This window comes from Bordetella genomosp. 9, from assembly GCF_002261425.1.
Classification (GTDB): domain Bacteria; phylum Pseudomonadota; class Gammaproteobacteria; order Burkholderiales; family Burkholderiaceae_B; genus Bordetella_C.
The window spans coordinates 1005578-1028997 of the sequence record NZ_NEVJ01000002.1 but is presented as its reverse complement, the minus strand read 5'-3'; the positions used below and the strand labels follow the sequence as shown (position 1 = coordinate 1028997).

Sequence of the window (23420 nt, the reverse complement as noted above, 5' to 3'; positions counted from 1 at the left end):
CGGAATATCAACGCAGTCTTTAGGGGTACGCATGATCCGTAAGCTCATCCCGCTCGTCCTCGTCGCCAGCCTGGCCGCCTGCGCCAATACCGGCCGGCAAGCCTCATCCACCGACGGGGACAGCACGACATCCTCCACGTCCTCGTCGTCCTCCAGTTCCACGGACAGTTCCAGCGGCGGCTATGGCGGATCGGGCGGGTCTTCGGGCGGATATTCGGGCGGATATTCGGGCGGCTCGTCCGACGGATCTTCGGGCGGGTATTCCGGCGGTTCGTCCGATGGAACCTCCTACGGCGGTGGCGGCTACAGCCCGTCGTTCTCGTCCGGCCAGGACTGCGACGCGCAGCCCGTGCAGAACCTGATCGGCACCAAGCTCACGTCCTCCGTCGAAGCGCAGATCAGGCAGGCGTCCAAGGCCGGCAAGACCCGGGTGCTCAAGCCGGGCGAGGTCATGACGATGGAATACGACCCCAAGCGCATCAACCTTATCCTCGATCAGCAAGGCGCGCTGACCGCGTTGCGCTGCGGCTGATCCCGCGCCGCCAGCGCGCGGCCCAGTGCGAAGGAGCCAGCGATGACCGCGACGCGCCGAAGCATCACCTTCCCGGACGGCCAGGCCGTTCCCGCCCTGGGCCAGGGCACCTGGTTCATGGGAGAGTCGCGGAACCACGCCAAGGCGGAAGTCCACGCGCTGCAGGCCGGCATCGACGCCGGCCTGACGCTGATCGACACGGCGGAAATGTATGCCAACGGCGCGGCCGAGGAAATCGTCGGTCGCGCCATCCAGGGCCGCCGCGACCAGGTCTTCCTGGTCAGCAAGGTGCTGCCGGGCAACGCCTCGCGCAAAGGCGTGGCGCGCGCCTGCGAGGCCAGCCTGCGCCGCCTGGGCACGGACCGCATCGACCTCTATCTGCTGCACTGGCGCGGGCCGCATCCGCTGGCCGGCACCGTGCAGGCCTTCGAAGAATTGGTCAGCCAGGGCAAGATCGCCCGCTGGGGCGTCAGCAACCTGGACAGCGACGAAATACGGGAGCTTGCCGCCCTGCCCCAAGGCGACCGCATGCAGACCGACCAGGTGCTGTACAACCTGGGACGGCGCGGCATCGAATTCGACCTGTTGCCGTGGTGCCAGTCGCGCGGCATACCCGTCATGGCGTACTCGCCGATCGAACAGGGCCGGCTGCTGCTCGATCCCACGCTGAAGCGTGTCGGTGAGCGGCACGGCATCACCGCCGCGGCCGCCGCCCTGGCCTGGGTGCTGCGCGAGCCCGGGGTGATCGCCATCCCCAAGACGGCATCGCAAACGCACCTGCGGGAAAACCTGGCCTGCCTGGATGTGACGCTGAGCAGCCAGGACCTGGCCGAACTGGACCAGGCGTTCCCGCCGCCCACGCGCAAGCGGCCGCTGGAAATGCTGTAGCCGCGGGTTTCCGCGCCTGGCGTGTCGAGCCTGGTCGCGCCGGTCGCGCCGGTCGCGCCGGTCGCACTGGTCGCACTGGTCGCGCTTCGTCGCGCTCGGTCGTGCGGCTTCCTAGGCCTCGCCGCGCGCCGCGCGGCGTTTGCCGAACGTCGCCACCATCGATCCGCCGATGATCAGCAGCGCCGCCAACAGCAGGGTCAGCGTGGCCGGGGTGGCGCCAGTGACCACCAGCAGCAGCGTGGACAGCAGTGGCGCCAGGTAGGACAAAGGCCCCAGCAGGGCCAGATGGCCATGCTTGGTGGCGTAATCCCACGCCAGGAAGGCCAGGCCGGTCGGCCCGAGGCCCAGCACCACGATGGCGCCCCATTGCGCGGCGCTGACGGGCACTGTCGTCTCCAGCGCGGCATGGCAGGCAGCGCCGCCCAGCGCGACCAGTCCGCAGACGCCCACCATCATGCTGCTGGGCGCATTGGCATAGCGGCGGTTCAGCACCGAATAGCCCGACCAGATCAGCGCGCAGCCGAACGCAGCGGCGATGCCGGCGACCGGCCACGCGGCATCCTCGGCGCCCGGGCGGTCCAGCGCGATCAAGGCGGTGCCGGCCAGGCCCAGCAGGGCGCCCACGATATGCCGGGCGTGCAACCGTCCCCCGGGCGCCAGGGCGGAAAACACCACGATGAACAAAGGCCAAAGATAGGCGATCAGGCTGGCCTGCGCGGCCGGCGCATGGGACAAGGCGTAGAAATAGAGCGCGTGATAGCTGAAGAGGCCGCCCACGCTCAACAGCCACGGGCGCAGCGGCTGGCGCATTTCCGCCAGCGCGGCGCGGCCGCGCGGCAGCAGCACGCAGACGCCGCCCACGAACGCCACGCCGAAACTCAGCGTCAGCAGCTGGAACGGCGGCAGGCCGCCCGCGCGCACGGTCAGCAGCGCCAAGGCCGCCCACAACAGGATCGCGACCACGCCAAAGGCCGTGGCCCGGCTTGCGCTGTGCGCCTTCATATGTCGTGCGCCTTCATCGCTACGCTCCGGTTTGCTCCGCCCTTCCCCGACGGGGGATGCGGCGATCGAAAAGCGTCGAGCATAACTAAAAATGCGCGGGCAAAGGCGCGAAAAACCGCGGTCCGGACGAACCGCGGCAGGATGCCCGCCGGATCAGCCCTGTACTTCCGTGATGCGCGTGGGCAGGTCGCGGCCGTGATACTTCTTGTAGATGGCGTTGAGCTTGCCGTTCTTCAGGTTCTCGCGCACCCAGTTGTTGACCCATTCCTTCAGCGCCGGCTGGCCCTGCTGCAGGGCGATGCCCAGGTCGAAATCCTTTTGCGGGAACTTCATTTCGACATTGCGTTGCGGCGCGCGCTTCTGGATTTCCGCCAGGTTGGACGGCGTGCTCGAGAAGATATCGATCTGGCCGGTCACCATGGACGTGATCAGCGTCGCATCGTCCTCATAACGCTTGATGTCCGCGCCCTTGGCCAATTCGGTGGTGATGCTGTCGTTGACGGTGGCGCGCGTCAGGCCGATGGTCTTGCCGTTCAAGTCCGGATAACCGGTGATCTTCATGTCCTTGGGCGCGCCGACGATCAGCGAGATCACCGCGTACGGGATGGAGAAGTCCACCACTTTGGCGCGCTCCGGCGTGATCGACAGATCGGCCACCACCAGGTCGGCGCGCCGGGCCTGCAGGGTCGGCACGCGGGCGGCGTTGGTGACCTGGACGATTTCCAGCTTCACGCCCAGGTCGTGGGCCAGCAGCGTGGCCGTATCGACGTCGGAGCCGGTGGGCTTGAGGTTGTCGTCCACGTAGCTGTACAGCGGCGTGCCCATGGCGATCGCGATGCGGATCTTTCCGGCTTTCTTGATGTCGGCCAGCTCGTCGGCCGCGGCCACGTGCGCCAGGCCCGCCATCAGCAGCGCGGCGGTGCAGCCGCGCAGGATCAGATTCTTGACGTTCATTGTTGGTCTCCTCGCTTCGATTACGTTGTTCGATTACGTTGACAGGTTCACAGTCCGTTGCTCAGGAAAGCGCGCAGCTCCGGCGTGGCGGGCGCGTCCAGCATGCCGCCGTCGCCCACCTCCCACACCTTGCCCTGATGCATATAGATGATGCGGTCGGCCACGCGCTTGGCGAAGGCCATTTCGTGCGTGACCAGGATCATGGTCATGCCGCCCGCCGCCAGGTCCTCCATGACGCGCAGCACTTCGCCCGTCAGTTGGGGGTCCAGCGCGGACGTCACTTCGTCGAACAGCATGACCTTGGGCGACATCGCCAGCGAACGGGCGATGGCGACGCGCTGCTGCTGGCCGCCGGACAGTTGCTCCGGATAGGCGCCCGCCTTCTGCGCCAGGCCCACCCGGTCCAGCACCGACATGGCGATGTCGCGCGCCTCTTGCCGGCTTTTCTTCTTGACGTGCCGCAACGCCAGCATGATGTTCTCTTCCACCGTCAGGTGGGCGAACAGGTTGTAGCTCTGGAACACGATTCCGACTTCCAGGCGCAGCTGGCGCAGGTCCACTTCCGGATGGTCCACGCGGATGCCGCATACTTCGATGCTGCCCTGGTCTATGGTCTCCAGCCGGTCGATGCAGCGCAGGGCCGTGCTTTTGCCCGAACCGCTGGCGCCGATGACGGCGATCATTTCGCCCTTGGCCACCTCGAACGACACGCCCTGCAGCACCTGGTTCGAACCGAAGCACTTGTAGACGTTGTCGAGCCTAACGATTGCCGACATTGAGCTTGTTCTCCATGGATTGGCTCCAGCGCGACAGCGGGTAGCACAGCACGAAATAGAAGACGGCCACCAGGCCGAATACCAGGAAGGGTTCGAAGATCGAGTTGTTGATGATCTGTCCGGCGCGCGTGAGTTCGATGAAGCCGATCACCGACGCCAGCGACGTCATCTTGATCAGCTGCACCAGGAAGCCCACGGTCGACGGCAGCGCCAGGCGCACGGCCTGCGGAATGATCACCAGCCGCAGCGTCTGCCAGCGCGTCATCGCCAGGCATTCGGAGGCTTCCCATTGCGGCTTGGGCATGGCCTGCACGCAGCCGCGCCAGATATCGCCCAGGTAGGCGCTGGTGTAGACCATCAGCGCCAGGCCGGCCGCCACCAGCGACGGCACTTCGTAGCCGTACACCGACAGGCCGAAGTACACGATGAACAGCAGGATCAGCAGCGGGATGCCCTGGATGATCTCGATGTAGGCCAGCGCCGCGGTACGCAGCCAGCGGCGCGGCGAAATCCGCGCCAGCATCACGCCGAAGCCGCCTATGCTGCCCAGCACGAAGGCCAGCGCCGACAGCACCAGCGTCCAGCCGATGGACTGCACCAGGTACCACAGATGCGCCATGGAAAAGCCGTGCATCATGCGGCTCCGCGTTTGATGGCCGCCGACACGCCGGCGCGCCCGGGCGCGGCCTTGCCGGCCTGCGCCGCCGCGCGCCGGATCACCCGGCGCCGCTTGAAGGCATACTCGCCGACCGCCCAGGCCAGCAGCTTGATCAGCAGCGACAGCGCCAGATACAGGGCGGCGACGACGATATAGGTTTCGAGCGATCGAAAGGTATCCGACTGCACCGTGTTGGCCACCGCCGTCAGCTCTTCCGCCGAGATCTGCGACGCCACGGCGGACGCCTGCATCATCAACAGGAACTGGCCCGTCAGCGACGGGTAGACCTTTTCGATGGACGGCTGCAGCATCACATGCCAGCCGATGCGCCAGCGCGACAGGCCCAGGCATTCCGCGGCTTCGATCTGCCCCTTGGGCACGGACTCCAGGCCGGCGCGGATGATCTCGGCCGCATAGGCGCCGATGTTGATGATCATCGCCAGCACGGCGGCGGTGAAGGTCGGCAGCCGCACGCCCGCGCTCGCCAGGCCGAAGAACAACAGGAAGATCTGCACCAGGAACGGCGTGTTGCGCACGGCTTCGACGTAGACGGCGCAGGCGCGGGCCAGCAGCCGGTAGCGGCTGCGCTTGGCGAACGCCACCAGCGTTCCCAGGATGACGCCGAAGAAGATGGCCACGGCGGTCATCTTCAGGGTCAGCCACGCGCCCTTGAGGAACACCGGCCAATAGGGCCACAGGCTGCTGAAATCCAGGGAAAAGCTCATCGCGCGACTAGTCTCGTCTTTATGGGAGCCGGGCTTTTGGCCTGGCCCCTTATTGATTGCCGTCCGGCGGGGCGACGCCGGGGAACCGTTTATGGTCGCGCAAATATAGCACCCGATGTACGACAACGTACATGGTGAAAATCCCTACGGCGATTCCCCCCTAGCTTTCACAGAGCTGAATCCGAAGAGGGCCACCCGCACAGCCGGCATAAATTTGTATGACAACCGATAACAAAGACGCCGTGGCGTCTGCCTAGAAGTGGTAAGCGAACCGGGCGCTGGCCGTCTGGCTGAGATAGGAATGGCTGAAGTCCGCCGTGTATCCCGCCTTCACCTCGAATCCCCCCACGCGCAGGAACTGGAGACCCAGATCCACCTTGGCCAGCACTTCCGGCGTCTTTACGTAATCGGTGAAGGTGCCGTTGCCCGCATCCGCCCCCACGAAACTGGACGTCAAGGTGTACGAGCTGTCCGGCCGCCACACAAAGCCCAGCGCGGCATAGGCGCGCAAGGTGGTCTTGGCGTCCACCTCGTAGCGCTGCCCCACTTCCACCATCGGCGAAAGCGCCACGTTGAAGTCGTCGTTGGTGCGCACGTTCAGCGCATAACCGGGCGCGCCCTTTTCCTTGAAGCCCGGCATGTGGGTGTAGATGAAGTCCAGGTCGCCATAGGGTTTCACGTACCAGCTGTCCTGGGCGAACTCGTAGCCCACGCGCAGGCGCGATCCCGCGAGAAAGATGCTGGGCTTGCTGGTGGTGGTCTGCGATTCGCCGAACACGTCGATGTGCCGGTTCGAGTCGAACGAGCCGCTGGCCATGGCGAGCGAGCCGGCGAAATACCAGGGTCCCGCCACGCGCTTCAGGGTGATCGAGCCGTCGTAGGTATCGCCGTCGCCGTTCGATCCGTCCTTGCCGCGCGCCCAGGTCTGCCCCGCCGCCGCCGACGCCCCCAGGTACCAGCCGGGCGCGATGCGATGCTGTCCGCCCACGCGGTACGTGGTGCCCGATACGTGATAGCCCTGCGTATCGCCCGTCGTCGACTGGTCGGCCCAGCGGCCATTCACCTGGCCCCAGGCGCAATTGTCTTCCGACAGCATCGTGCCCTGCTTCTCGAAAACGGGACAGCTCATGGAGGAACCCAGGATGGTGCCGGCCGAGTTTGCCAGCGCGATGGACTGCACCTGGGTGGCCTTGCTGGAGAACCTGTCCAGCGTGTCCTTGTAGGTGCCGCCATCGTCGATGTGCGACATGCCGCCGAACACGCCGGCGATCGTGCGATCGGAATTGGCCCAGGCACGTGCGTAGTACTGCGCCAGCGACGACTGGCTGTCGCTCAGGCCCACGCCCTCGGGCTTGAAGTTCGCATTCGCGGGCGTCAGCGTGATCGTGTTGTCCGAACGGCGCGCGTCCCAATCGAAGATCAGCGAGTCCTGCGCCTGCGCGGTCGTGCTCAGGTCGCCGGCCACCAGCACCGGCACCGTGCCGGGCAGCAGCGTGATGGCGTTCGGCACGATGGTCCCGTCCACCGTGGCGGTGCCGTCCACCTTCAGCAGGCTGACGTTGTTGTTCAGGGAGTCGATCATGGGACTGAGCCGGCCGCTGCCCGTCTGGTTGAAGTGCCCGAACACGCGCGTCTTCATCGCCGGATTGTCGAAGGCGATCGTGCCCTGGTTCTGGATGTCCGCCAGGGCCTGCGTGCCCGGCACCCAGGTGCCGTAGTTGTTCAGGCTGCCGCGCGGCTGCAGCAGCGCCCCGCGCAAGGTCAGCGGGCCGGGCGTCCAGGGACCGGGAACCCAGTTGTTCGCGTTTTCGACCGCGTTCAGGTCCAGGTTGCCCGTGATGGCGCCATAGTTCGCCAGGGCGATAGTGCCGCCGCCCGTCACCTTGATGGCCGTGCCGTTCGAGCCGTCCGAATTCGTGACGACGCCACCCGAATTGATCGTGACCCAGGAGTCGTAGACGACGGACCCTGTGCCGGCGCCGGGTCCGCCGGGACGGTCGATCCAGATGCCCGCGGCGCTGCTGGACTGCGCTTCCTGCGCGCCGCCCTGCCCGCCCTGCGTGCCGGAGTGGTTGGGGTCGGTGCCGCCGATCACGGTGGCCGTGGGCGCCCCGCCGCCGACCACGACGTCCGGCGTGCCGCCTTGCGGAGAGCCGTAGCCGGCGGCCTGCGCGAAGATGCCGATGCCGTTGATCCCGGTGGCCGACACCGTGCCGCCCAGCACCTGCACCGAAAAATTCTGGTAGCCGTTGGCCGGCGAGCCGCTGCAGGAACTGGACGTACAGACATTGCTGGCCTGCTGCAGTGGCGCGCCCGCATACAGCGTGGTGCCGTTCAGCACGATGCCGCCGCCCCCGCCCACGCTCTGCGCCAGGATGCCGATGCCGCCGGGGCCGTTCGCATTGATGGTGGCGTAGGAGTTGATCAGCACCGCGCCGCCATTCGCATTGCCCGGCCCGCGCTGGCCGGCGAACGCCGGGTTATAGCCCGTCGTCATCGACGGCGTGCTGTTGCTGCCATCGTCGACGCGTATGATGCCGCCGCCGTTGCCGATGGACTGGGCCAGCACGCCGACGCCGGCGGTGCCGTTGGCATTGATCGTGGTCGGCGTCGTCAGCTGGATCAGCACCGTCCCGCCCGTGGCGGCGGCATTGTCGCTCAGGCCCCCGAGCTTGAACGTCGGCGTGCCGGTGCCGGCCTGCGTGGCGATGATGCTGCCGCCGCCTCCGCCTATGCTCTGCGCCAGGATGCCGTAGGCGCCGTAGCCCGACACGTTGATCGCCATCCCGGCGTTGTTGGCGTAGTTCGAGTTCACGGTGACGTTGCCGCCCGCGCCGCTGGCGCTGCTGCCGCCGCCGGCGCTGAACGACATGGCGTTGGCCACGTGCGGCTGGCCCATGGCCTTCCACGCGCTGGACCCCGCGCCGGCGATGCCGCCGCCGCCGCCGATGGCCTGCAGGTTCATGCCATCCGCGAAATCGCCCGCGGTGGTGATGGTGCTGCCGTTGGATGCGCTGTTCTCGAAATCTACGCTGCCCGCGCCGCCGCCGCTGCCGCCGCTGCCGCTCTGGGCAGCGCCCACCGACAGGTTGCCGCCGGACGCATCCGAGCCGTCCGCGGCCATCCCGCCGCCGCCGCCGATGCTTTGCGCGACCAGGCCGGTGGCCGCGTAGCCCACGGTCTGGATGCTGGCGCCGGTGGAAAAATTCACGTTGACCGGGCCGCCGCTGCCGCCGTTCCCGCCGGTCCCGCCCACCGCCGTATTCAGGAAGACATTGTGTTCCGCCGGATCGGCGCCCGTGCCCGACGCGATGGCCGTGCCGCCCTTGCCGCCGCCGCCGCCGATGGATTGCGCCACGATGCCGTGCGCCCAATCGCCGCTGCTGGCCTGCTGGTTGCCGCCGGCGACGACCGGATTGCCCAGCGTCGCGATCGCCGAGGCCAGCGTCACCGACACGGCGCCTCCCGAACCGCCGTCGCCGCCCGTGCCGCCGATGGAATGATTCATCGTGGTGTTCTGCTGCGGCGTCCACTTGCCCGAGTCGATGGCGCTGACGACGTTGCTGACGAACTCGCGGCCTTCCAGCGAAAGCAGGACCGGGTTGTCGCCCGAGGCGTCCGAGCCGGACGAGCCGCCCAGGCCGCCGCCGCCGCCGATGGACTGGGCCAGCACGCCGGTCGCGTCATTGCCATGGGTGACGATGGGCGCGGCCACCAACACGCTCACCGTCTGGCCCGCGCCGCCCTTCTCGCTCTGCTGGTTGCCCAGGTTGACGTTTTCGCCTTGCTTCTGGGTGGCGCCTTCGGGCGGCGAAAGCGACTGGCCCAGGCTGAAGGAACCGCCTTCCGACGTCCCGCCGCCGCCGCCGATGGATTGCGCGATGATGCCCACGGCCCCCGAGCCCCAGGTCTGGATGCCGCTGCCCGGGTACAGGCTGACGGTAACGTTCCCGCCATCGCCGCCCGGCGATCCCGCCCGCCCCACGTTGAAAGACACGGACGTGCTCGCCCCGGTGCCGAAGTCCTGCGTATTGCCACCGCCCACGCCGGCGTTGCCGCCGCCGCCGCCGATGGACTGCGCGATGACGCCCGGCGCGAAATCGCCAAAGGTCTGGATGGACGTATTGGTGCCATTGCAATCGCAGGTGAAGCTGGAACCGTCGACGGCGACCGAACCGCCGATGGCGACCTGCACGGTCGAGCCGTTGCCGGGCTTTCCTCCGGTGCCCGCCACCGTGGACGTCACCTGGGCCGCGGGGGCCTTGCCGCCGTCCGGCACGGACCCGGACCCATAGCCGATCGTGGCCGCCATGGCCGACGAATCGCCGCCGTCGCCGCCGCCGCCGCCCACGCTCTGGACCAGCGCGCCAACGCCGCCATTGCCCGCCGTGGTGATCGTTCCGCCGCTGGACAGGGAAAACTGCGCCATCCCCCCATTGCCGCCCGCGCCGCCGTTGCCGCCCACCGCCACGGACGCGGCGATCGCCCCCTGCGAACCGCTCGGCGTCACGGGCGCCGCGATCGCAATGGCCTGCGCCGTGGCCTGGCCGCCGCTTCCTCCGCCCCCGCCCACGCTCTGCACCACCACACCATGGCTGTCGACGGGAAGTACGTTGCAGGCCCCGCCCGCCTGGCCGCCGGAGCCCAGGCAGGAACCCGGCGCCGTCGATCCGATGATCAGATGCGGATCCTGGCCGGTGGCGATGGAACCGCCCGCGAGGCTGACGGAAACCTGCCCCGCGTCGCTGGCTGCATTGCCGCCCCTGCCGCCCACCGATACCGACGCGTCGAAGACGGCGCTCGCCGAAGTGCCCATGGCCGATCCACCCGTGCCGCCGCCGCCGCCGATCGATTGCGCGATCAGGCCCGCCGACTTGCTGCCAGATGCGGACACGTTGGCGCCGTTGCCGCTGACGAGAACGTTGCCGCCGGCTCCGCCGTCGCCGCCCTGACCGCCTACCGAGACCGTCACGGCCACGCCGGTGCTGGTCGCGCTGCCCCCGTTGCCGCCGCCACCGCCGATGGACTGGAAGACCAGGCCATGCGCGCCCGCGCCGGTGGTGCTGATGTTCGACCCGCTGTTCAGCGTGGCGCTGATATCGCCGCCCGCCGCCGCGTTGCCGCCGGTGCCGCCCACCGCGACGGAAATGCTGTACGAACCGCCGCCATCCCCGCCATTGCCGCCGATGGACTGCGTGAGCACGCCGATCGAACCTTCGCCGGCGGTCGTGATGGACCCGCTGTTGACCAGGTTCACCGCGCCGCCACCAGAGCCGTTGCCGCCGCTGCCGCCCGGGCTGTTGAATACGCCGGATCCCTGGCCGCCCGCGCCGCCGCCGCCCCCGATGGATTGCAGCAGGATGCCTTCCGAGTTGTCGCCAGCGGTCGTGATGGCGCCGCTGTTCGCGACGGCAACCGCGCCGGCCGCTCCGCCCGCGCCGCCCGTGCTCCCGCCGGAGTGGAACAGCGACCAGTTCGACGCGCCGCTGCCGCCCGAACCCGCCATCGACTGCACGAGGATGCCGCGTGACGTCAGGCCCGACGTGGTGATGGCGGCCCCGTTGGTGACGTTCACGGTGCCCGCCTGCCCGCCCGTGCCGGGATTGCCGCCGCTGGCGGAACCCACCGTATTGTTGCCGTTGGCATCGCCGCCAGCCGCGCTCAGGGACTGCGCCAGAATGCCCATCGAATCGCTGCCGACGGTGGTGATCGCGGAATTGCCATCGGTCTGGATGACGATGTTGCCCGACGCGCCGCCGTTGCCGCCCGAGCCGCCAGTGGCGCTGTCGGCGCTGGCGAAGCCGCCGCTGCCGCCTATGCCGCCTTCGGACCGCGCCACGATGCCGGGAGACGAAACCTGCTGCGTCTGGATCGCGGTGGACGCGATCGAGATGTTGATGTTGCCACCCGCGCCGCCGGCACCGCCCGCACCGCCCTGCGCGCTGCCGCCCACATTCGTCTGCGACCGTCCGCCATAGCCCGCGGTCCCACCCAGGCTGTAGGCATAGATGCCGGGCGATGTCGCGCCATTGGTGGACAGCGTGACCAGGTTGGGGCTGCTTCCCTGGACCTGGATACCGATGGGACCGGCATTGCCGCCATCGCCGCCGTTGCCGCCCTGCGAATGCGAGAAGCCGCCGTCCTGGCTGTTGCCGCCGTAGCCGCCGGCGCCGCCCAACTGCGCCGCGATGATGGCGGGCGACTGGCCGATACCGCCGGCCGTCGTCATGATCGTGTTCGATCGGGTCTGCGCCAGCACGGAGATCGAAGCGCCGGCCGTACTGCCGCCGGCGGCGCCGTTCTGGTACGGATTCAAGGTGCCGTCTCCCGACGCCGGCGTTCCGCCGTAGCCGCCCGCGCCGCCCGCGCTGTACGCCAGCAGGCCGGGCAGATCGCTACCGCTCCCGGTAATGAAGGCGTCCGTCAGCGAGATCTGCGCCGGGCCCGCCGCGCCGCCGCTGGCGCCGCTGTTGGTATTGCCTTGTGCCGCGTACCCGCCCGCGCCGCCGATGCTGTAGGCGCCGACCACCGCGCTGGGCGCGGCCGGGAAACCCGACGGCGGCGTGCCCTGCACGGTCAGGGCGACGTCGCCGAACTTGCTCAGGGTGACCGTGGCCGCGCCGGCCGCGCCGCCGCTGCCGCCATACGAACCGCCGTCGGTCCCCGCATCGGTATTGCCGCCGGCGCCGCCCTGGGAATAGGCCTGGATGCCGTAGACGCCCGTGTTGCCGCTGCCCGCGTTCTGCCAGGTCCAGTTCACGCCCACCGATGCACCGGACGTCACCGACGCCGGTCCGCCCGTCCCGCCGGCCCCCGCATTGAAAATCAGGTTCGGCCCGCTGGCGGACGCGCCGCCGACCGACATGGCCTGGATGCCCGCAAACCCGGTCGTCCCGCTCAGCGTCGCATTGATGCCGCCGTTGTTGACGACGGACACGCCCGCGGACGCGCCGCCCTGCGTCCCCGTCGTACCCAGCACCTGCCCGACGCCGCCCTGGTCGGCCGCCCAGATGGCCGCCCCGCCGATTGCCTGCACGGCGGGCGAATTCAAGGTGATCGAGGCGGAATTGGTCACCGACACGATGCCGCTCGTACTCGTGCCGGCGGCCGACGCGGCCCCCTGCTGCAATGCCCAGACCCCGAAGACGTAATCGTTGATGGTGGACGGTCCGCCTTCCAGGTCGATGCTGCCCTGGTTGATGACGGAAAAGCCCTGGGGGGAACCGCTGTAGGTGGAAACGCCCAAGGCCGCATTGGATGACGACGGCGGCGTATAAGCGATGGGAGCGTTGTTGATGACCGATCCGGGCTGGCCCGATGGTACGACCACACCGATGGACGAAGTGGCGGGCGCGTCGCCATTGATGCACTGATAGAGGCCGCTTGATGTGCAGTTCATGGCCTGCGCCAGCGCGGCATGGGACGCCATGAATGCGGCCGCGCCGCCCAGCAACGCCCCACCGCCCACCGTCACCCTCACCCGATTCTTCATTCGCCCGATTCCATGTAAGGGCCTGGATGAACGGTGATCGCTACCCTGCCCGGGATACAGCGTGGTGATACAAGCTGAACACAACGTTTTGTTGCATTCACCATTTCTAATTGTTCAGATGCGCGCCGCAGATTATCAAAAGATAACCAGACTGTGTATGAAATATGTGCTTCTGTTGCTGCGTGGCCGCAGCCGCCGTCATCGGGCCTACAGCGTTCAGCGTCAATTCATGTGGAATGATTTAGCGGCTCGGACTCAACGGTCATTCCACGTCCAGCCGGGCCGATCGCATCGCCCATTCCTAAAATCGTCGGCACGTTTATCTCGTGATCGAAAGGACCAGGCCATGAAAGCAACACTTCTGCGTATCGGTATCGCCGCCATGGCGGCATGGGCGGCAGCCCCAGGCGCCGCATGGAGCGCCGGCGCCGCGGCGCCGGTCACCACGGCCAGCGTTCTCGACAACTGCGCCGCGGCATTGGCGGGCCAACCCAGGACGGCAATGCATGGCTGCCTGGACACCGAGTTGAAGGCGGCCCGGCAACAGATGAATGCCGTCTACGCCAAGGTCGAAGCCGACCTCAGGAAGATCGATTCCGCGTCGACACCGGAAGCACTGCGCACGCTGAAGCATGCGCAGGACAGCTTCAAGAGCTTCCTGCAAAAGGAATGCAAGCGCCAGGGCGCCGCGCTCATGGGCGGCACGGGCGCCGGCGACACCGAACAGGCCTGCCAGGTGTCCTTGATCAAGTGGCGCACCACGCAGTTGCTGGAGCAGTAGTAAACGCGGCGGCCCGCCCGCCGCCGCTTCTGTCCTTCGTCGTTCTGTCCTTCGTGGCTCTATCCTTCAATCCGCCTGCGCGCGCATCTGCTCGGCCACGTAGTCCAGGAAACATGCGATGCGCGACGCCAGCTGCGTATTCCGGTAGTACACCGCATGCACCGGCTGGCGCAATTCCACGGTGTCGCGCGCCAGCACCTGCACCAGATCGCCGCGCCGGCGATCCTCCCGGGTCATGAAGTCCGCCAGGCACACCAGCCCCTGCCCGACCAGCGCCAGCTGCCGCAAGGTCTCGCCGCTGGACGCGGACAAGGTGGGCGTGATCGGCATGGAAGTCTCGGCCTCGCGCCGCAGCGGCCACTGGTTCAGGCTATCCGGCTGCGTGAAGCCCAGCAGGCTGTGGCGGGCCAGGTCGGCGGGACTGCGCGGCTTGCCGTGCTGCTTCAGGTACGACGGGCTGGCCAGTATCCGCAAGGCATTGCTGCCCAGGGAACGCGCATGCAGCGTCGAATCGCGCAGCGGACCGATACGGATGGCGATGTCCGTGCGCTGCTCCAGCAGATCGATGATCTGGTCGCTGGTATGCAGCTCCAGCGTGATCTCCGGGTAGCGTTCGCGAAAGCCTCCGACCAGCGGCACCACCACGTGCAGCATGAAAGGCGACGCGGCGTTGACGCGCAGCAGGCCGGCGGGCACTTGGCGGCGTACCGCCATCTGCTCTTCCATCGCATCGACCGATTCGATGATGCGGCGGGCATCGTCCAGGAACAACTGGCCTTCCTGCGTCAACGCCAGGCGGCGGGTCGTGCGCTGCAATAGCGTCGTGTCCAGCTTGCGCTCCAGCCGGGCCAGCGCGCGGCTGATGGCGGATACGGTCTGGCCCAACTGGGTCGACGCGGCCGTGATGGAGCCGGTGTCCACCACGGCGATGAAGGTCTGCATTTCGTCCAGGGTCGTCTTCATGCCCGGATCTTAGCCGGACATCGGTCCTGCGCGCCGGCCGGGTCGCCGTGGTTGGCTTCCCGTCGCGGTTGACTTCCGGTTTTGTGCCCCGATATAAGTAGCCATGACCGCCGTCCGCGCCGGCGCCCTTGCGCTGGACGCCTTTCACCCCGCCGTTGCCACCTGGTTCCGACAGGCTTTCCCATCGCCCACCCCGGCGCAGGAAGCCGCGTGGCCGCTCATCCGTGAGCGCCGCCCCGTGCTGATCGCGGCGCCGACCGGTTCGGGCAAGACCCTGACCGCATTCCTGGCCGCCATCGACGAACTGGTGCGCGACAGCATCGCGGCCGGCGGCACGCTGCCCGACGAAACCGCGGTGGTCTACGTCTCCCCGCTGAAGGCCTTGTCCAACGACATCCAGGTCAATCTGGAAGCGCCGCTGGCCGGCATCGGCCAGGCCTTGCTGCGGATGGGCCTGCCGGAGCACGGCATACGGACGGCGGTGCGCACCGGCGACACCACGCAGCAGGATCGCGCGGCCATGCGCAAGCGGCCGCCGCACATCATCGTCACGACGCCGGAATCGCTATATGTGCTGCTGACCTCCACGAGCGGGCGGGCGATGCTGGCCACGACGCGCACGGTGATCGTCGACGAAATCCACGCGGTCGCGGGTACCAAGCGGGGCAGCCATCTGGCGCTCAGCCTGGCGCGGCTGGACGCGCTTTGCGCCGCGCCGCCGGCGCGCATCGGTCTGTCCGCCACGCAGAAACCCTTGGACGCCGTTGCGCGTTTCCTGGCCGGCGCCGTGCGCGCGCCGGACTGCGCCATCGTCGACGTCGGCCATACGCGGCAGCGCGACCTGGCGATCGAGCTGCCGCCCGTGCCCTTGGAAGCCGTCATGGCCACCGACGTGTGGGACTTGCTGTACGACCGCATGGCGGCGCTGGCAACCGCGCACCGCACGACGCTGGTGTTCGTGAACACGCGCCGCACGGCGGAGCGCGCGGCGCGCCACCTGGCCGAACGCCTGGGCGCCGATGCCGTCGCCGCGCACCACGGCAGCTTGTCGAAGGAGCACCGCCTGCATGCCGAACAACGCTTGAAGCGCGGCCAGCTGCAGGTACTGGTGGCGACGGCATCGCTGGAGCTGGGCATCGATATCGGCGACGTCGATCTGGTCTGCCAGGTCGGCTCGCCGCGCGGCATTTCGGCGCTGCTTCAGCGCGTGGGCCGCGCGGGGCACCATGTGGGCGGGATCCCCAAGGGCCGGCTGTTTCCGACCTCGCGCGACGATCTGATCGAATGCGCGGCGCTGCTGGATTGCGTGCGGCGCGGCGAGCTGGACCTGCTGCGCATTCCGCGCGCACCCTTGGACGTGCTGGCGCAGCAGATCGTGGCGGACGTGTCGTGCCGCGAATGGCAGGAAGACGCGTTGTACGACATGGTGCGCCAGGCGGCGCCTTATGCGGAGCTGCCGCGCGCGCGCTTCGATGCCGTACTGCGCATGCTGACCGCCGGACACCTGGGCCGCAACGGCCAGCGCGCCACCTATCTGCATCGCGATGCCGTCGCGCGCACGGTGCGCGGCAGGCGCGGCAGCCAGCTGACGGCGGTGACGTCCGGCGGCGCCATACCGGAGAACGCCGATTACGCGGTGGTGCTGGAACCGCAGGGCCTGAACATCGGCACGGTGAACGAGGACTTCGCCGTCGAAAGCCTGGCTGGAGATGTGTTCCAGCTGGGAAACACGTCCTATCGCATCGTGCGCGTGGAGACCGGGCGGGTGCGCGTGGAAGACGCGCAGGGCGTGCCGCCGAATATTCCGTTCTGGATGGGAGAAGCGCCCGGCCGCAGCGACGAGCTGTCCGTCGGCGTCGCGCGCCTGCGGGCGCGGGTCGACGCCCTGCTGGATGGCGGCGGCGCCGCCGGTGCCGCGGCGGATGCGGGCAGCGCGGTCTTGCAGCATGCCGCCGACGCACTGACCGAAGAAATCGGCATCGACCTCGCGTCCGCGCGGCAGATCGTCGACTACCTGGCCCGGGCGCGCGCCTCGCTGGGCGAACTGCCCACGCAGGACACCCTGATCCTGGAACGCTTCTTCGACGAATCCGGCGGCATGCAACTGGTGCTGCACGCGCCCTTCGGCAGCCGCGTGAACCGCGCCTGGGGCCTGGCGCTGCGCAAGCGCTTCTGCCGACGCTTCAATTTCGAATTGCAGGCCGCCGCCACGGAAGACGCCATCGTGCTGTCGCTGTCGGACGCGCACAGCTTTCCGCTCGACGAGGTCTGGGCCTATCTGCGCGCGGCCACGGCGGAAGATGTGCTGATCCAGGCCTTGCTGGATGCCCCTTTGTTCAACGTGCGATGGCGCTGGACGGCAGGCTTCGCGCTGGCACTGCCGCGGTTTTCCGGCGGCCGCAAGGTGGCGCCTCCCATCCAGCGCATGCGCAGCGACGATCTGCTCGCATCGGTTTTTCCGGACCAGGCCGCCTGCCTGGAGAACGTCCAGGGCGAGCGCGAGATCCCGGACCATCCGCTGGTCGCCCAGGCGCTGGACGATTGCCTGCACGAAGCGATGGACACCGAACGGTGGCTTGCCATCCTGCGGCGCATCGAACAGGGCGAATGCCGGCTGCTGGCGCGCGATCTGCCGGCACCGTCGCCGCTGGCGATGGAGATACTCAGCGCGAAGCCTTATGCGTTCCTGGACGACGCGCCGCTGGAAGAACGCCGCGCGCATGCCGTCATGGCGCGCCGCTGGAGCGACCCCGCCGGCGCGGACGACCTGGGCGCGCTGGACGCCGACGCCATCGAACGCGTGCGGGCGGAAGCCTGGCCGGAGCCGCGCGACGCCGACGAAATGCACGAGACGCTGAACGAACTGGCCTTCGTCACGACGAATGAAGCGGATACGCGCCCGTCGTGGAACACATGGCTGCAAGCCCTGGCCGAAACCGGCCGCGCCTGCCGGCTTCGGCTCCCGTCACCCGGCGACGCGCGCACGACTTTCTGGGTGGCGCTGGAGCGCCTGGGCGCCCTGCTCGCGGCCTATCCGGAATCGGATACCGAACCCGCCCTGTCGCCCTTGCCGGAAGACAGCGCCTGGGACCCCGAGAAGGCCCGGGTGGAGATCGCGCGGGCGCGCCTTGGCGCCAGCGGGCCGATCGCCACGGACGCGCTCGCCACGCTGCTGCGCTTTCCACCCTCCACCTTGGCCATCGCGCTGGCCCAGCTGGAAGCCGAAGGCAGCATCATGCGCGGCCGCTTCACTCCCGGCGCCGCCACCGAGGAATGGTGCGAGCGGCATCTGCTGGCCCGCATCCACCGCCACACCATCAAACGCCTGCGCAGCGAAGTGGAGCCGGTTTCCCGGCAGGACTACATGCGTTTCCTGTTCGATTGGCAACACGTCTCGAGCGACGCGCGCCTGAGCGGCCCGCACGCGCTGCCCACCATCCTGGACCAGCTGGAAGGCTACGAAGCGCCCGCCGGCGCCTGGGAAAGCGAACTGCTTTCCGCCCGCATCGCCGACTACGCGCCGGACTGGCTGGACGAACTGTCCCGCGCCGGCAAGATCGCCTGGACCCGCCTGTCCCATCCGGCGCGCGCCGCCGGCAGCCGCCCGGGCGCCGGGCCGGTGCGCGCGACGCCCATGGTGATCCTGCCCCGGCGCCATCTGCGCCTGTGGCAGGCCCTGCCCCACCTGGACGAGGACATCGACATCACGCCGCGCGCGCGGCTGGCGTTCTCCGCCCTGCTGGACGGCGGCGCCATGTTCTTCGACGAACTGCTGGCGGAAACGCGGCTGCTGCCCGGCCAGCTGGAAGAGGTCCTGGGCGAACTCGTCGCGGCGGGGCTGATCGCGGCCGACAGCTACGCCGGCCTGCGCGCCCTGCTGCTGCCGGCATCCCGCCGCACCGCCCACGCCGCGCGCCGGCGCCGCGGCGCCATGCCCGATCCGCTGGAGGCCGCCGGCCGCTGGGCCCCGGTGCGCCGCCCGGGCGCAGCGGCGGCGGCCACGGCGGCCCGCCGCCCCACCATACCGCCGGAGACGCTGGAACACATCGCCCGCGTCCTGCTGCGCCGCTACGGCGTGGTGTTCTGGCGCCTGCTGGACCGCGAAGCCGACTGGCTGCCGCCCTGGCGGGAATGGCTGCCGGTCCTGCACCGCATGGAAGCCCGCGGCGACATCCGCGGCGGCCGCTTCGTCGACGGCCTCGCGGGCGAACAATTCGCCCTGCCGGAAGCCATTCCCCTGCTGCGCCAGGTACGCCGCCGGCCGCCGGAAGGCGCCCTGGTACGCATCTCGGCGATCGACCCGCTGAACCTCTGCGGCACGCTGCTGCCCGGAGAAAAAGTACCGGCCCTGGCCGGCAACCGCATCCTGTTCCGCGACGGCCTCCCGGTCGCCAGCTGGATCGCCCGCAAGCCCGTCTGCGACCCCGCACTGCAAGGTCCCGAGCGCGAGCGATTGCTGCGCGTGCTGATCGCCGGAGAAACGTACAGCGCCGAAGCGGAAGAAGCCTGACCGCCCAGGCTGAGGTATCAGCAATTCTCATCGATTTTGATACTTCTCAAATCGCCACGCCAGCACCCAAAAGCAATTTATATTGTCGGCTACGTCGTTTTACTGCCCGACATCGATCTGTATTGCAACCTGGGGAAATTATGAACATTGAAATAGCCGCGCGGCAGCGGGACGCCGCCGATCGCCTGGCACGCGGCGCCGCGTCCGCCTTCGTCGGTTTCGCTCTTGCCTGCATTTCACTGGGGTTCTCGTCCCCCGCCGCCGCGCAAACCACGATCAAGATCGGCGAGATCAACAGCTATAAATCGCAACCGGCGTTTCTGGACCCGTACCGCAAGGGCATGGAGCTGGCCGTCGAGCAGGTCAACGCCGCCGGCGGCATCGGCGGCAAAAAGCTGGAGCTGATCACGCGCGACGACAACGCCAACCCCGGCGACGCCGTACGCGCCGCCGAAGAACTGCTGTCGCGCGAGCGCGTCGACGTGCTGATGGGTTCCTTCCTGTCCAACATCGGCCTTGCCCTGACCGATTTCGCCAAGCAGAAGAAAGTGTTCTTCCTGGCCAGCGAGCCGCTGACCGACAAGATCGTCTGGCAGGACGGCAACCGCTACACCTTCCGCCTGCGCGTCTCCACCTATATGCAGACCGCCATGCTGGTGCCCGAAGCCGCCAGGCTGAACAAAAAGCGCTGGGCCATCGTCTACCCCAACTACGAATACGGCCAATCGGCTGCCGCCACCTTCAAGGCCTTGATGAAAAAGGCCCAGCCCGACGTCCAATTCGTCGCCGAGCAGGCGACCCCGCTGGGCAAGGTCGATGCCGGCAGCGTCGTGCAAGCCCTGGCCGATGCCAAGCCGGACGCCATCTTCAACGTCCTGTTCGCCGCCGACGTCGCCAAGCTGGTCCGCGAAGGCAACACCCGCGGCCTGTTTCCCGGCACGCCCGTGGTCAGCCTGCTGAGCGGCGAACCGGAATACCTGGATCCCTTGAAGGACGAAACTCCCAACGGCTGGATCGTCACCGGTTATCCCTGGTACTCCATCCAGACCCCTGAACACACGGCTTTCCTGAAGGCCTACCAGGACCGCTACAAGGACTACCCGCGCCTGGGGTCCATCATCGGCTACAGCTCGGTCATGTCGATGGCCGCGGGCATGAAGAAAGCCGGCGGCGCCGACACCGAAAAACTCATCGCCGCCTTCGAAGGCTTGAAGGTCGGCACGCCCTTCGGCCCCATCGAATACCGCGCCATCGACCATCAATCCACCATGGGCGCCTACGTCGGCAAGCTGGCGCAAAAGGATGGCAAGGGCGTCATGGTCGATTACCAATACATGAACGGCGCGAATTTCCTGCCCTCGGACGAGGAAGTGAAGAAGCTGCGTCCGGCGAATTGATGACCGGCCTGAGCCTGAATGCGCTGATCGTCCAGCTGCTGAACGGCCTGGCCGAAGCATCCACGCTGTTCCTGGTCGCCGCGGGCCTGTCGCTTATCTTCGGCGTAACGCGCATCGTCAACTTCGCCCACGGTTCGCTGTATATGGTGGGCCTGTACGTCGCGTACAGCCTGACCGAACGATACGGCGCGACGGCGTTGGGCTTCTGGGGCAGCGTGGTGCTGGCGGCCGCCGTCATCGGCATCCTTGGCGCGCTCGTCGAGAGCGCGCTGCTGCGCCGCATCTACCGCGCGCCCGAGCTGTTCCAGCTGCTGGCCACGTTCGCGCTGGTGCTGGTGATCAACGACGCGGTCCTGGCCATCTGGGGCCCGGAAGACCTGCTGGGCCGGCGCGCGCCGGGGCTGGGCGGCGCCGTCTCCATCCTGGGCCGGCAGTTTCCGGCATACAGCCTGGTCCTGATCGCCCTCGGCCCGATCGTGCTGGGCCTGCTCTGGCTGCTGCTGACGCGCACGCGCTGGGGCACGCTGGTGCGCGCCGCCACGCAGGACAGGGAAATGCTCGGCGCCCTGGGCGTCAACCAGGCCTGGCTTTTCACCGGCGTATTCGCGCTGGGCGCCGCCCTGGCGGGCCTGGGCGGCGCGGTGCAATTGCCGCGCGAGCCCGCCAGCCTGGGGCTGGACCTGCGCATCATCGGCGACGCCTTCGTCGTCGTCGTCGTCGGCGGCATGGGCTCGATACCCGGCGCGTATGTCGCCGCGCTGCTCATCGCGGAAATCAAGGCGCTGTGCATCGCCATCGGCTCGTTCAGCATCGCCGGCATGGAAGTTTCCCTGGCGCCCCTGACGCTGGTGGCCGAATTCCTGGTCATGGCGATCGTCCTGGCGGTGCGGCCCTGGGGCCTGCTCGGACGCCCCGCCGTGCTGGCGCGCGGCGCGGCGCCGATCGAAGCGCCCCTGCGCCCGTCGTCGCGCGGCCTGCGCTGGTTCGCGGCCGGCATCCTGGCGCTGCTGATCCTGACGCCCCTGCTGGGCGACCGCTTCCCCTATGCGACCGTGCTGCTGACCGACATCCTGACGGCAGTGCTGTTCGCCGCCAGCCTGCACTTCATCATGGGTCCGGCCGGCATGCACTCCTTCGGCCATGCCGCCTATTTCGGGCTGGGCGCCTATGGCGCCGCCCTGCTCCTGAAAAGCGCCTCGCTGCCGATGGAGGCCGCCCTGCTGGGCGCGCCGCTGGTCGCGGCGGTGGGCGCGCTGGTTTTCGGGTGGTTCTGCGTGCGCCTGTCGGGCGTCTACCTGGCCATGCTGACCCTGGCGTTCTCCCAGATCGTGTGGTCGGTGGTCTTCCAGTGGGATGGGCAGACCGGCGGCTCGAACGGCATCACCGGCCTGTGGCCGGCGCCGTGGCTATCGGCCGGCTACGCCTACTACTACCTGACGCTGGCATTGACCGTCATCGGCGTCCTGCTGCTGCGACGGGTGCTGTACTCGCCTTTCGGCTATGCCATGCGCGCCGGCCGCGACTCGGTGTTGCGCAGCGACGCCATCGGCCTGGACGTGCGGCGCGTGCAGTGGGCGGCCTTTGTCGTCGCCGGCCTCTTCGCCGGACTGGCAGGCGCCCTGTACGCCTTCTCCAAAGGCAGCATCGCGCCGGACGTCATGTCGGTCGGCAAATCCGTGGATGGCCTGGTCATGGTGCTGCTGGGCGGCATCCAGACGCTGGCCGGTCCCATCGTCGGCGCCACCGCCTACACCTGGCTGCAGGACAACGTCATGCGCGCGACCGACTACTGGCGCGCCCTGCTCGGCGGCGTGATCCTGTTGCTGGTCCTGGCCTTCCCGCAAGGTATCGCCGGATACCTCCGCGTCGTCGGCGACCGGCTGCGCGGGCGCCGCGCGGCCGATCGTGCGGCGGATACGGGCTCCTACGGGAGCTCCGCATGAGCCTGCTGCGGGTACGCGCGCTGAGCAAGCATTTCGGTGGCGTCGCCGCGGTCGACGGCATCGATTTCGACGTCGCACCGGGCGAACTGGTGGCCCTGATCGGCCCGAACGGCGCCGGCAAGTCCACCACCTTCAACATGGTCGGCGGGCAGCTCGCGCCCACCGGGGGATCGGTCATCCTGGATGGCAAGGACCTGACCGGCCTGCATCCACGCGATATCTGGCGGCTGGGCGTGGGCCGCACCTTCCAGATCGCAGAGACCTTCGCATCCCTGTCCGTCGTCGAAAACGTGCAGATGACGCTGCTGTCGTATCACGGGCAGGTCTATTCGGCATGGCAGCCGGCGGCGGCGCGTTACCGGTCCGAGGCGCTGGCGCTGCTGGACCAGGTGGGCATGGCCGACCAGGCCGACCGCCCCTGCAGCGAACTGGCCTATGGCGACGTCAAGCGCGTCGAGCTCGCGATGGCCCTGGCGAACGCGCCCAAGATGCTGCTGATGGACGAGCCCACCGCCGGCATGGCCGGTGGCGAACGCAACGCGCTCATGTCCTTGACCCGGCGGCTGGTCGTCGAACGCGGAATGGCGGTGCTGTTCACCGAACACAGCATGGACGTGGTGTTCGCCCACGCGGACCGGGTCATCGTGCTGGGGCGCGGGAAGATCATCGCCCAAGGCAGCGCGGCGGCGGTGCGCGCGGACCCGGAAGTGCAACGGATCTACTTCGGCTCAGGGTCGACGTTCGAGACTGTCGCTCCGCATGATCGCGATGAAGGCCCGGCGTCGAATGCCGACGGCGA

At 68.5% G+C, this 23420-nt stretch carries 13 protein-coding genes and 1 pseudogene; 7 read left to right on the top strand and 7 right to left on the bottom strand.

Features of this window, described 5'->3' with window-relative positions; all coding sequences use genetic code 11:
• Positions 1-31 precede the first annotated feature (31 nt).
• Together CAL26_RS10865 and CAL26_RS10860 are read left to right on the top strand one after the other, a co-directional pair.
• Positions 32-532 (top strand): I78 family peptidase inhibitor, encoded by a 501-nt coding sequence (locus tag CAL26_RS10865; RefSeq protein ID WP_094846863.1) that lies wholly within the window; start codon positions 32-34, stop codon positions 530-532.
• 42 nt (positions 533-574) lie between these two features.
• Entirely contained in the window at positions 575-1420 is an 846-nt protein-coding gene (locus CAL26_RS10860; RefSeq protein WP_094846862.1) for an aldo/keto reductase, read from the top strand.
• A 111-nt stretch (positions 1421-1531) separates the two neighbouring features.
• On the opposite strand, the gene yddG is transcribed toward CAL26_RS10860, so the two are convergent.
• The 6 genes from yddG to CAL26_RS28330 all read right to left on the bottom strand — a co-directional run bounded on the left by yddG (position 1532) and on the right by CAL26_RS28330 (position 13027).
• Positions 1532-2422 carry an aromatic amino acid exporter YddG gene (gene yddG / locus CAL26_RS10855; protein WP_094846861.1) on the bottom strand — a complete coding sequence of 297 codons (891 nt, stop codon included), beginning with the start codon at positions 2420-2422 and terminating at the stop codon, positions 1532-1534.
• 153 nt (positions 2423-2575) lie between these two features.
• On the bottom strand, positions 2576-3376 hold the full coding sequence (locus CAL26_RS10850) for a transporter substrate-binding domain-containing protein (protein WP_094846860.1): 801 nt from the start codon (positions 3374-3376) through the stop codon (positions 2576-2578).
• Positions 3377-3423: 47 nt separating this feature from the next.
• Complete coding sequence (locus CAL26_RS10845; RefSeq protein WP_094846859.1) at positions 3424-4152, bottom strand: amino acid ABC transporter ATP-binding protein; 729 nt, start codon at positions 4150-4152, stop codon at positions 3424-3426.
• On the bottom strand, positions 4136-4789 hold the full coding sequence (locus CAL26_RS10840; RefSeq protein WP_094846858.1) for an amino acid ABC transporter permease: 654 nt from the start codon (positions 4787-4789) through the stop codon (positions 4136-4138). Before CAL26_RS10840 ends, CAL26_RS10845 begins: the two co-directional genes overlap by 17 nt.
• The gene (locus tag CAL26_RS10835) at positions 4786-5535 is read right to left on the bottom strand and encodes an amino acid ABC transporter permease (RefSeq protein ID WP_094846857.1); all 750 of its coding nucleotides are present in this window, start codon (positions 5533-5535) and stop codon (positions 4786-4788) included. The genes CAL26_RS10840 and CAL26_RS10835 overlap by 4 nt, the downstream gene beginning before the upstream one ends.
• Positions 5536-5788: 253 nt before the next feature.
• Positions 5789-13027 (bottom strand): autotransporter outer membrane beta-barrel domain-containing protein, encoded by a 7239-nt coding sequence (locus CAL26_RS28330; protein ID WP_094846856.1) that lies wholly within the window; start codon positions 13025-13027, stop codon positions 5789-5791.
• 346 nt (positions 13028-13373) lie between these two features.
• Between CAL26_RS28330 and umoC the strand changes: the two genes are divergently transcribed.
• Positions 13374-13808: a lysozyme inhibitor LprI family protein gene (umoC, locus tag CAL26_RS28325; protein ID WP_179283322.1), complete on the top strand. Its 435-nt coding sequence runs from the start codon at positions 13374-13376 to the stop codon at positions 13806-13808.
• A 66-nt stretch (positions 13809-13874) separates the two neighbouring features.
• Here umoC and CAL26_RS10820 read toward each other — a convergent pair whose 3' ends face one another.
• Positions 13875-14771: a LysR family transcriptional regulator gene (locus tag CAL26_RS10820; protein ID WP_094846854.1), complete on the bottom strand. Its 897-nt coding sequence runs from the start codon at positions 14769-14771 to the stop codon at positions 13875-13877.
• A 103-nt stretch (positions 14772-14874) separates the two neighbouring features.
• On the opposite strand from CAL26_RS10820, the gene CAL26_RS10815 reads away from it, so the two are divergent.
• From CAL26_RS10815 to CAL26_RS28630, 4 genes and pseudogenes are all read left to right on the top strand, one after another.
• Entirely contained in the window at positions 14875-19281 is a 4407-nt protein-coding gene (locus CAL26_RS10815) for a DEAD/DEAH box helicase (protein WP_094846853.1), read from the top strand.
• A gap of 140 nt (positions 19282-19421) precedes the next feature.
• Positions 19422-20678 carry an ABC transporter substrate-binding protein gene (locus CAL26_RS10810; protein WP_094846852.1) on the top strand — a complete coding sequence of 419 codons (1257 nt, stop codon included), beginning with the start codon at positions 19422-19424 and terminating at the stop codon, positions 20676-20678.
• Complete coding sequence (locus tag CAL26_RS10805) at positions 20678-22621, top strand: ABC transporter permease (RefSeq protein WP_094846851.1); 1944 nt, start codon at positions 20678-20680, stop codon at positions 22619-22621. The genes CAL26_RS10810 and CAL26_RS10805 overlap by 1 nt, the downstream gene beginning before the upstream one ends.
• Positions 22618-23367: pseudogene (locus tag CAL26_RS28630) on the top strand (ABC transporter ATP-binding protein); the annotation flags it as partial. The gene CAL26_RS10805 and the pseudogene CAL26_RS28630, both read left to right, overlap by 4 nt.
• Positions 23368-23420 lie beyond the last annotated feature (53 nt).

Excerpts from the sequence above, each read along its gene's own strand:
- CAL26_RS10820 (WP_094846854.1), bottom strand. The coding sequence starts at position 14,771 with ATGAAGACGACCCTGGACGAAATGCAGACCTTCATCGCCGTGGTGGAC.
- CAL26_RS10860 (WP_094846862.1), top strand. The coding sequence starts at position 575 with ATGACCGCGACGCGCCGAAGCATCACCTTCCCGGACGGCCAGGCCGTT.
- umoC (WP_179283322.1), top strand. The coding sequence starts at position 13,374 with ATGAAAGCAACACTTCTGCGTATCGGTATCGCCGCCATGGCGGCATGG.
- CAL26_RS10840 (WP_094846858.1), bottom strand. The coding sequence starts at position 4,789 with ATGATGCACGGCTTTTCCATGGCGCATCTGTGGTACCTGGTGCAGTCC.
- CAL26_RS10805 (WP_094846851.1), top strand. The coding sequence starts at position 20,678 with ATGACCGGCCTGAGCCTGAATGCGCTGATCGTCCAGCTGCTGAACGGC.
- CAL26_RS10850 (WP_094846860.1), bottom strand. The coding sequence starts at position 3,376 with ATGAACGTCAAGAATCTGATCCTGCGCGGCTGCACCGCCGCGCTGCTG.
- CAL26_RS10815 (WP_094846853.1), top strand. The coding sequence starts at position 14,875 with ATGACCGCCGTCCGCGCCGGCGCCCTTGCGCTGGACGCCTTTCACCCC.
- yddG (WP_094846861.1), bottom strand. The coding sequence starts at position 2,422 with ATGAAGGCGCACAGCGCAAGCCGGGCCACGGCCTTTGGCGTGGTCGCG.
- CAL26_RS10865 (WP_094846863.1), top strand. The coding sequence starts at position 32 with ATGATCCGTAAGCTCATCCCGCTCGTCCTCGTCGCCAGCCTGGCCGCC.
- CAL26_RS10810 (WP_094846852.1), top strand. The coding sequence starts at position 19,422 with ATGAACATTGAAATAGCCGCGCGGCAGCGGGACGCCGCCGATCGCCTG.
- CAL26_RS28330 (WP_094846856.1), bottom strand. The coding sequence starts at position 13,027 with ATGAAGAATCGGGTGAGGGTGACGGTGGGCGGTGGGGCGTTGCTGGGC.
- CAL26_RS10845 (WP_094846859.1), bottom strand. The coding sequence starts at position 4,152 with ATGTCGGCAATCGTTAGGCTCGACAACGTCTACAAGTGCTTCGGTTCG.
- CAL26_RS10835 (WP_094846857.1), bottom strand. The coding sequence starts at position 5,535 with ATGAGCTTTTCCCTGGATTTCAGCAGCCTGTGGCCCTATTGGCCGGTG.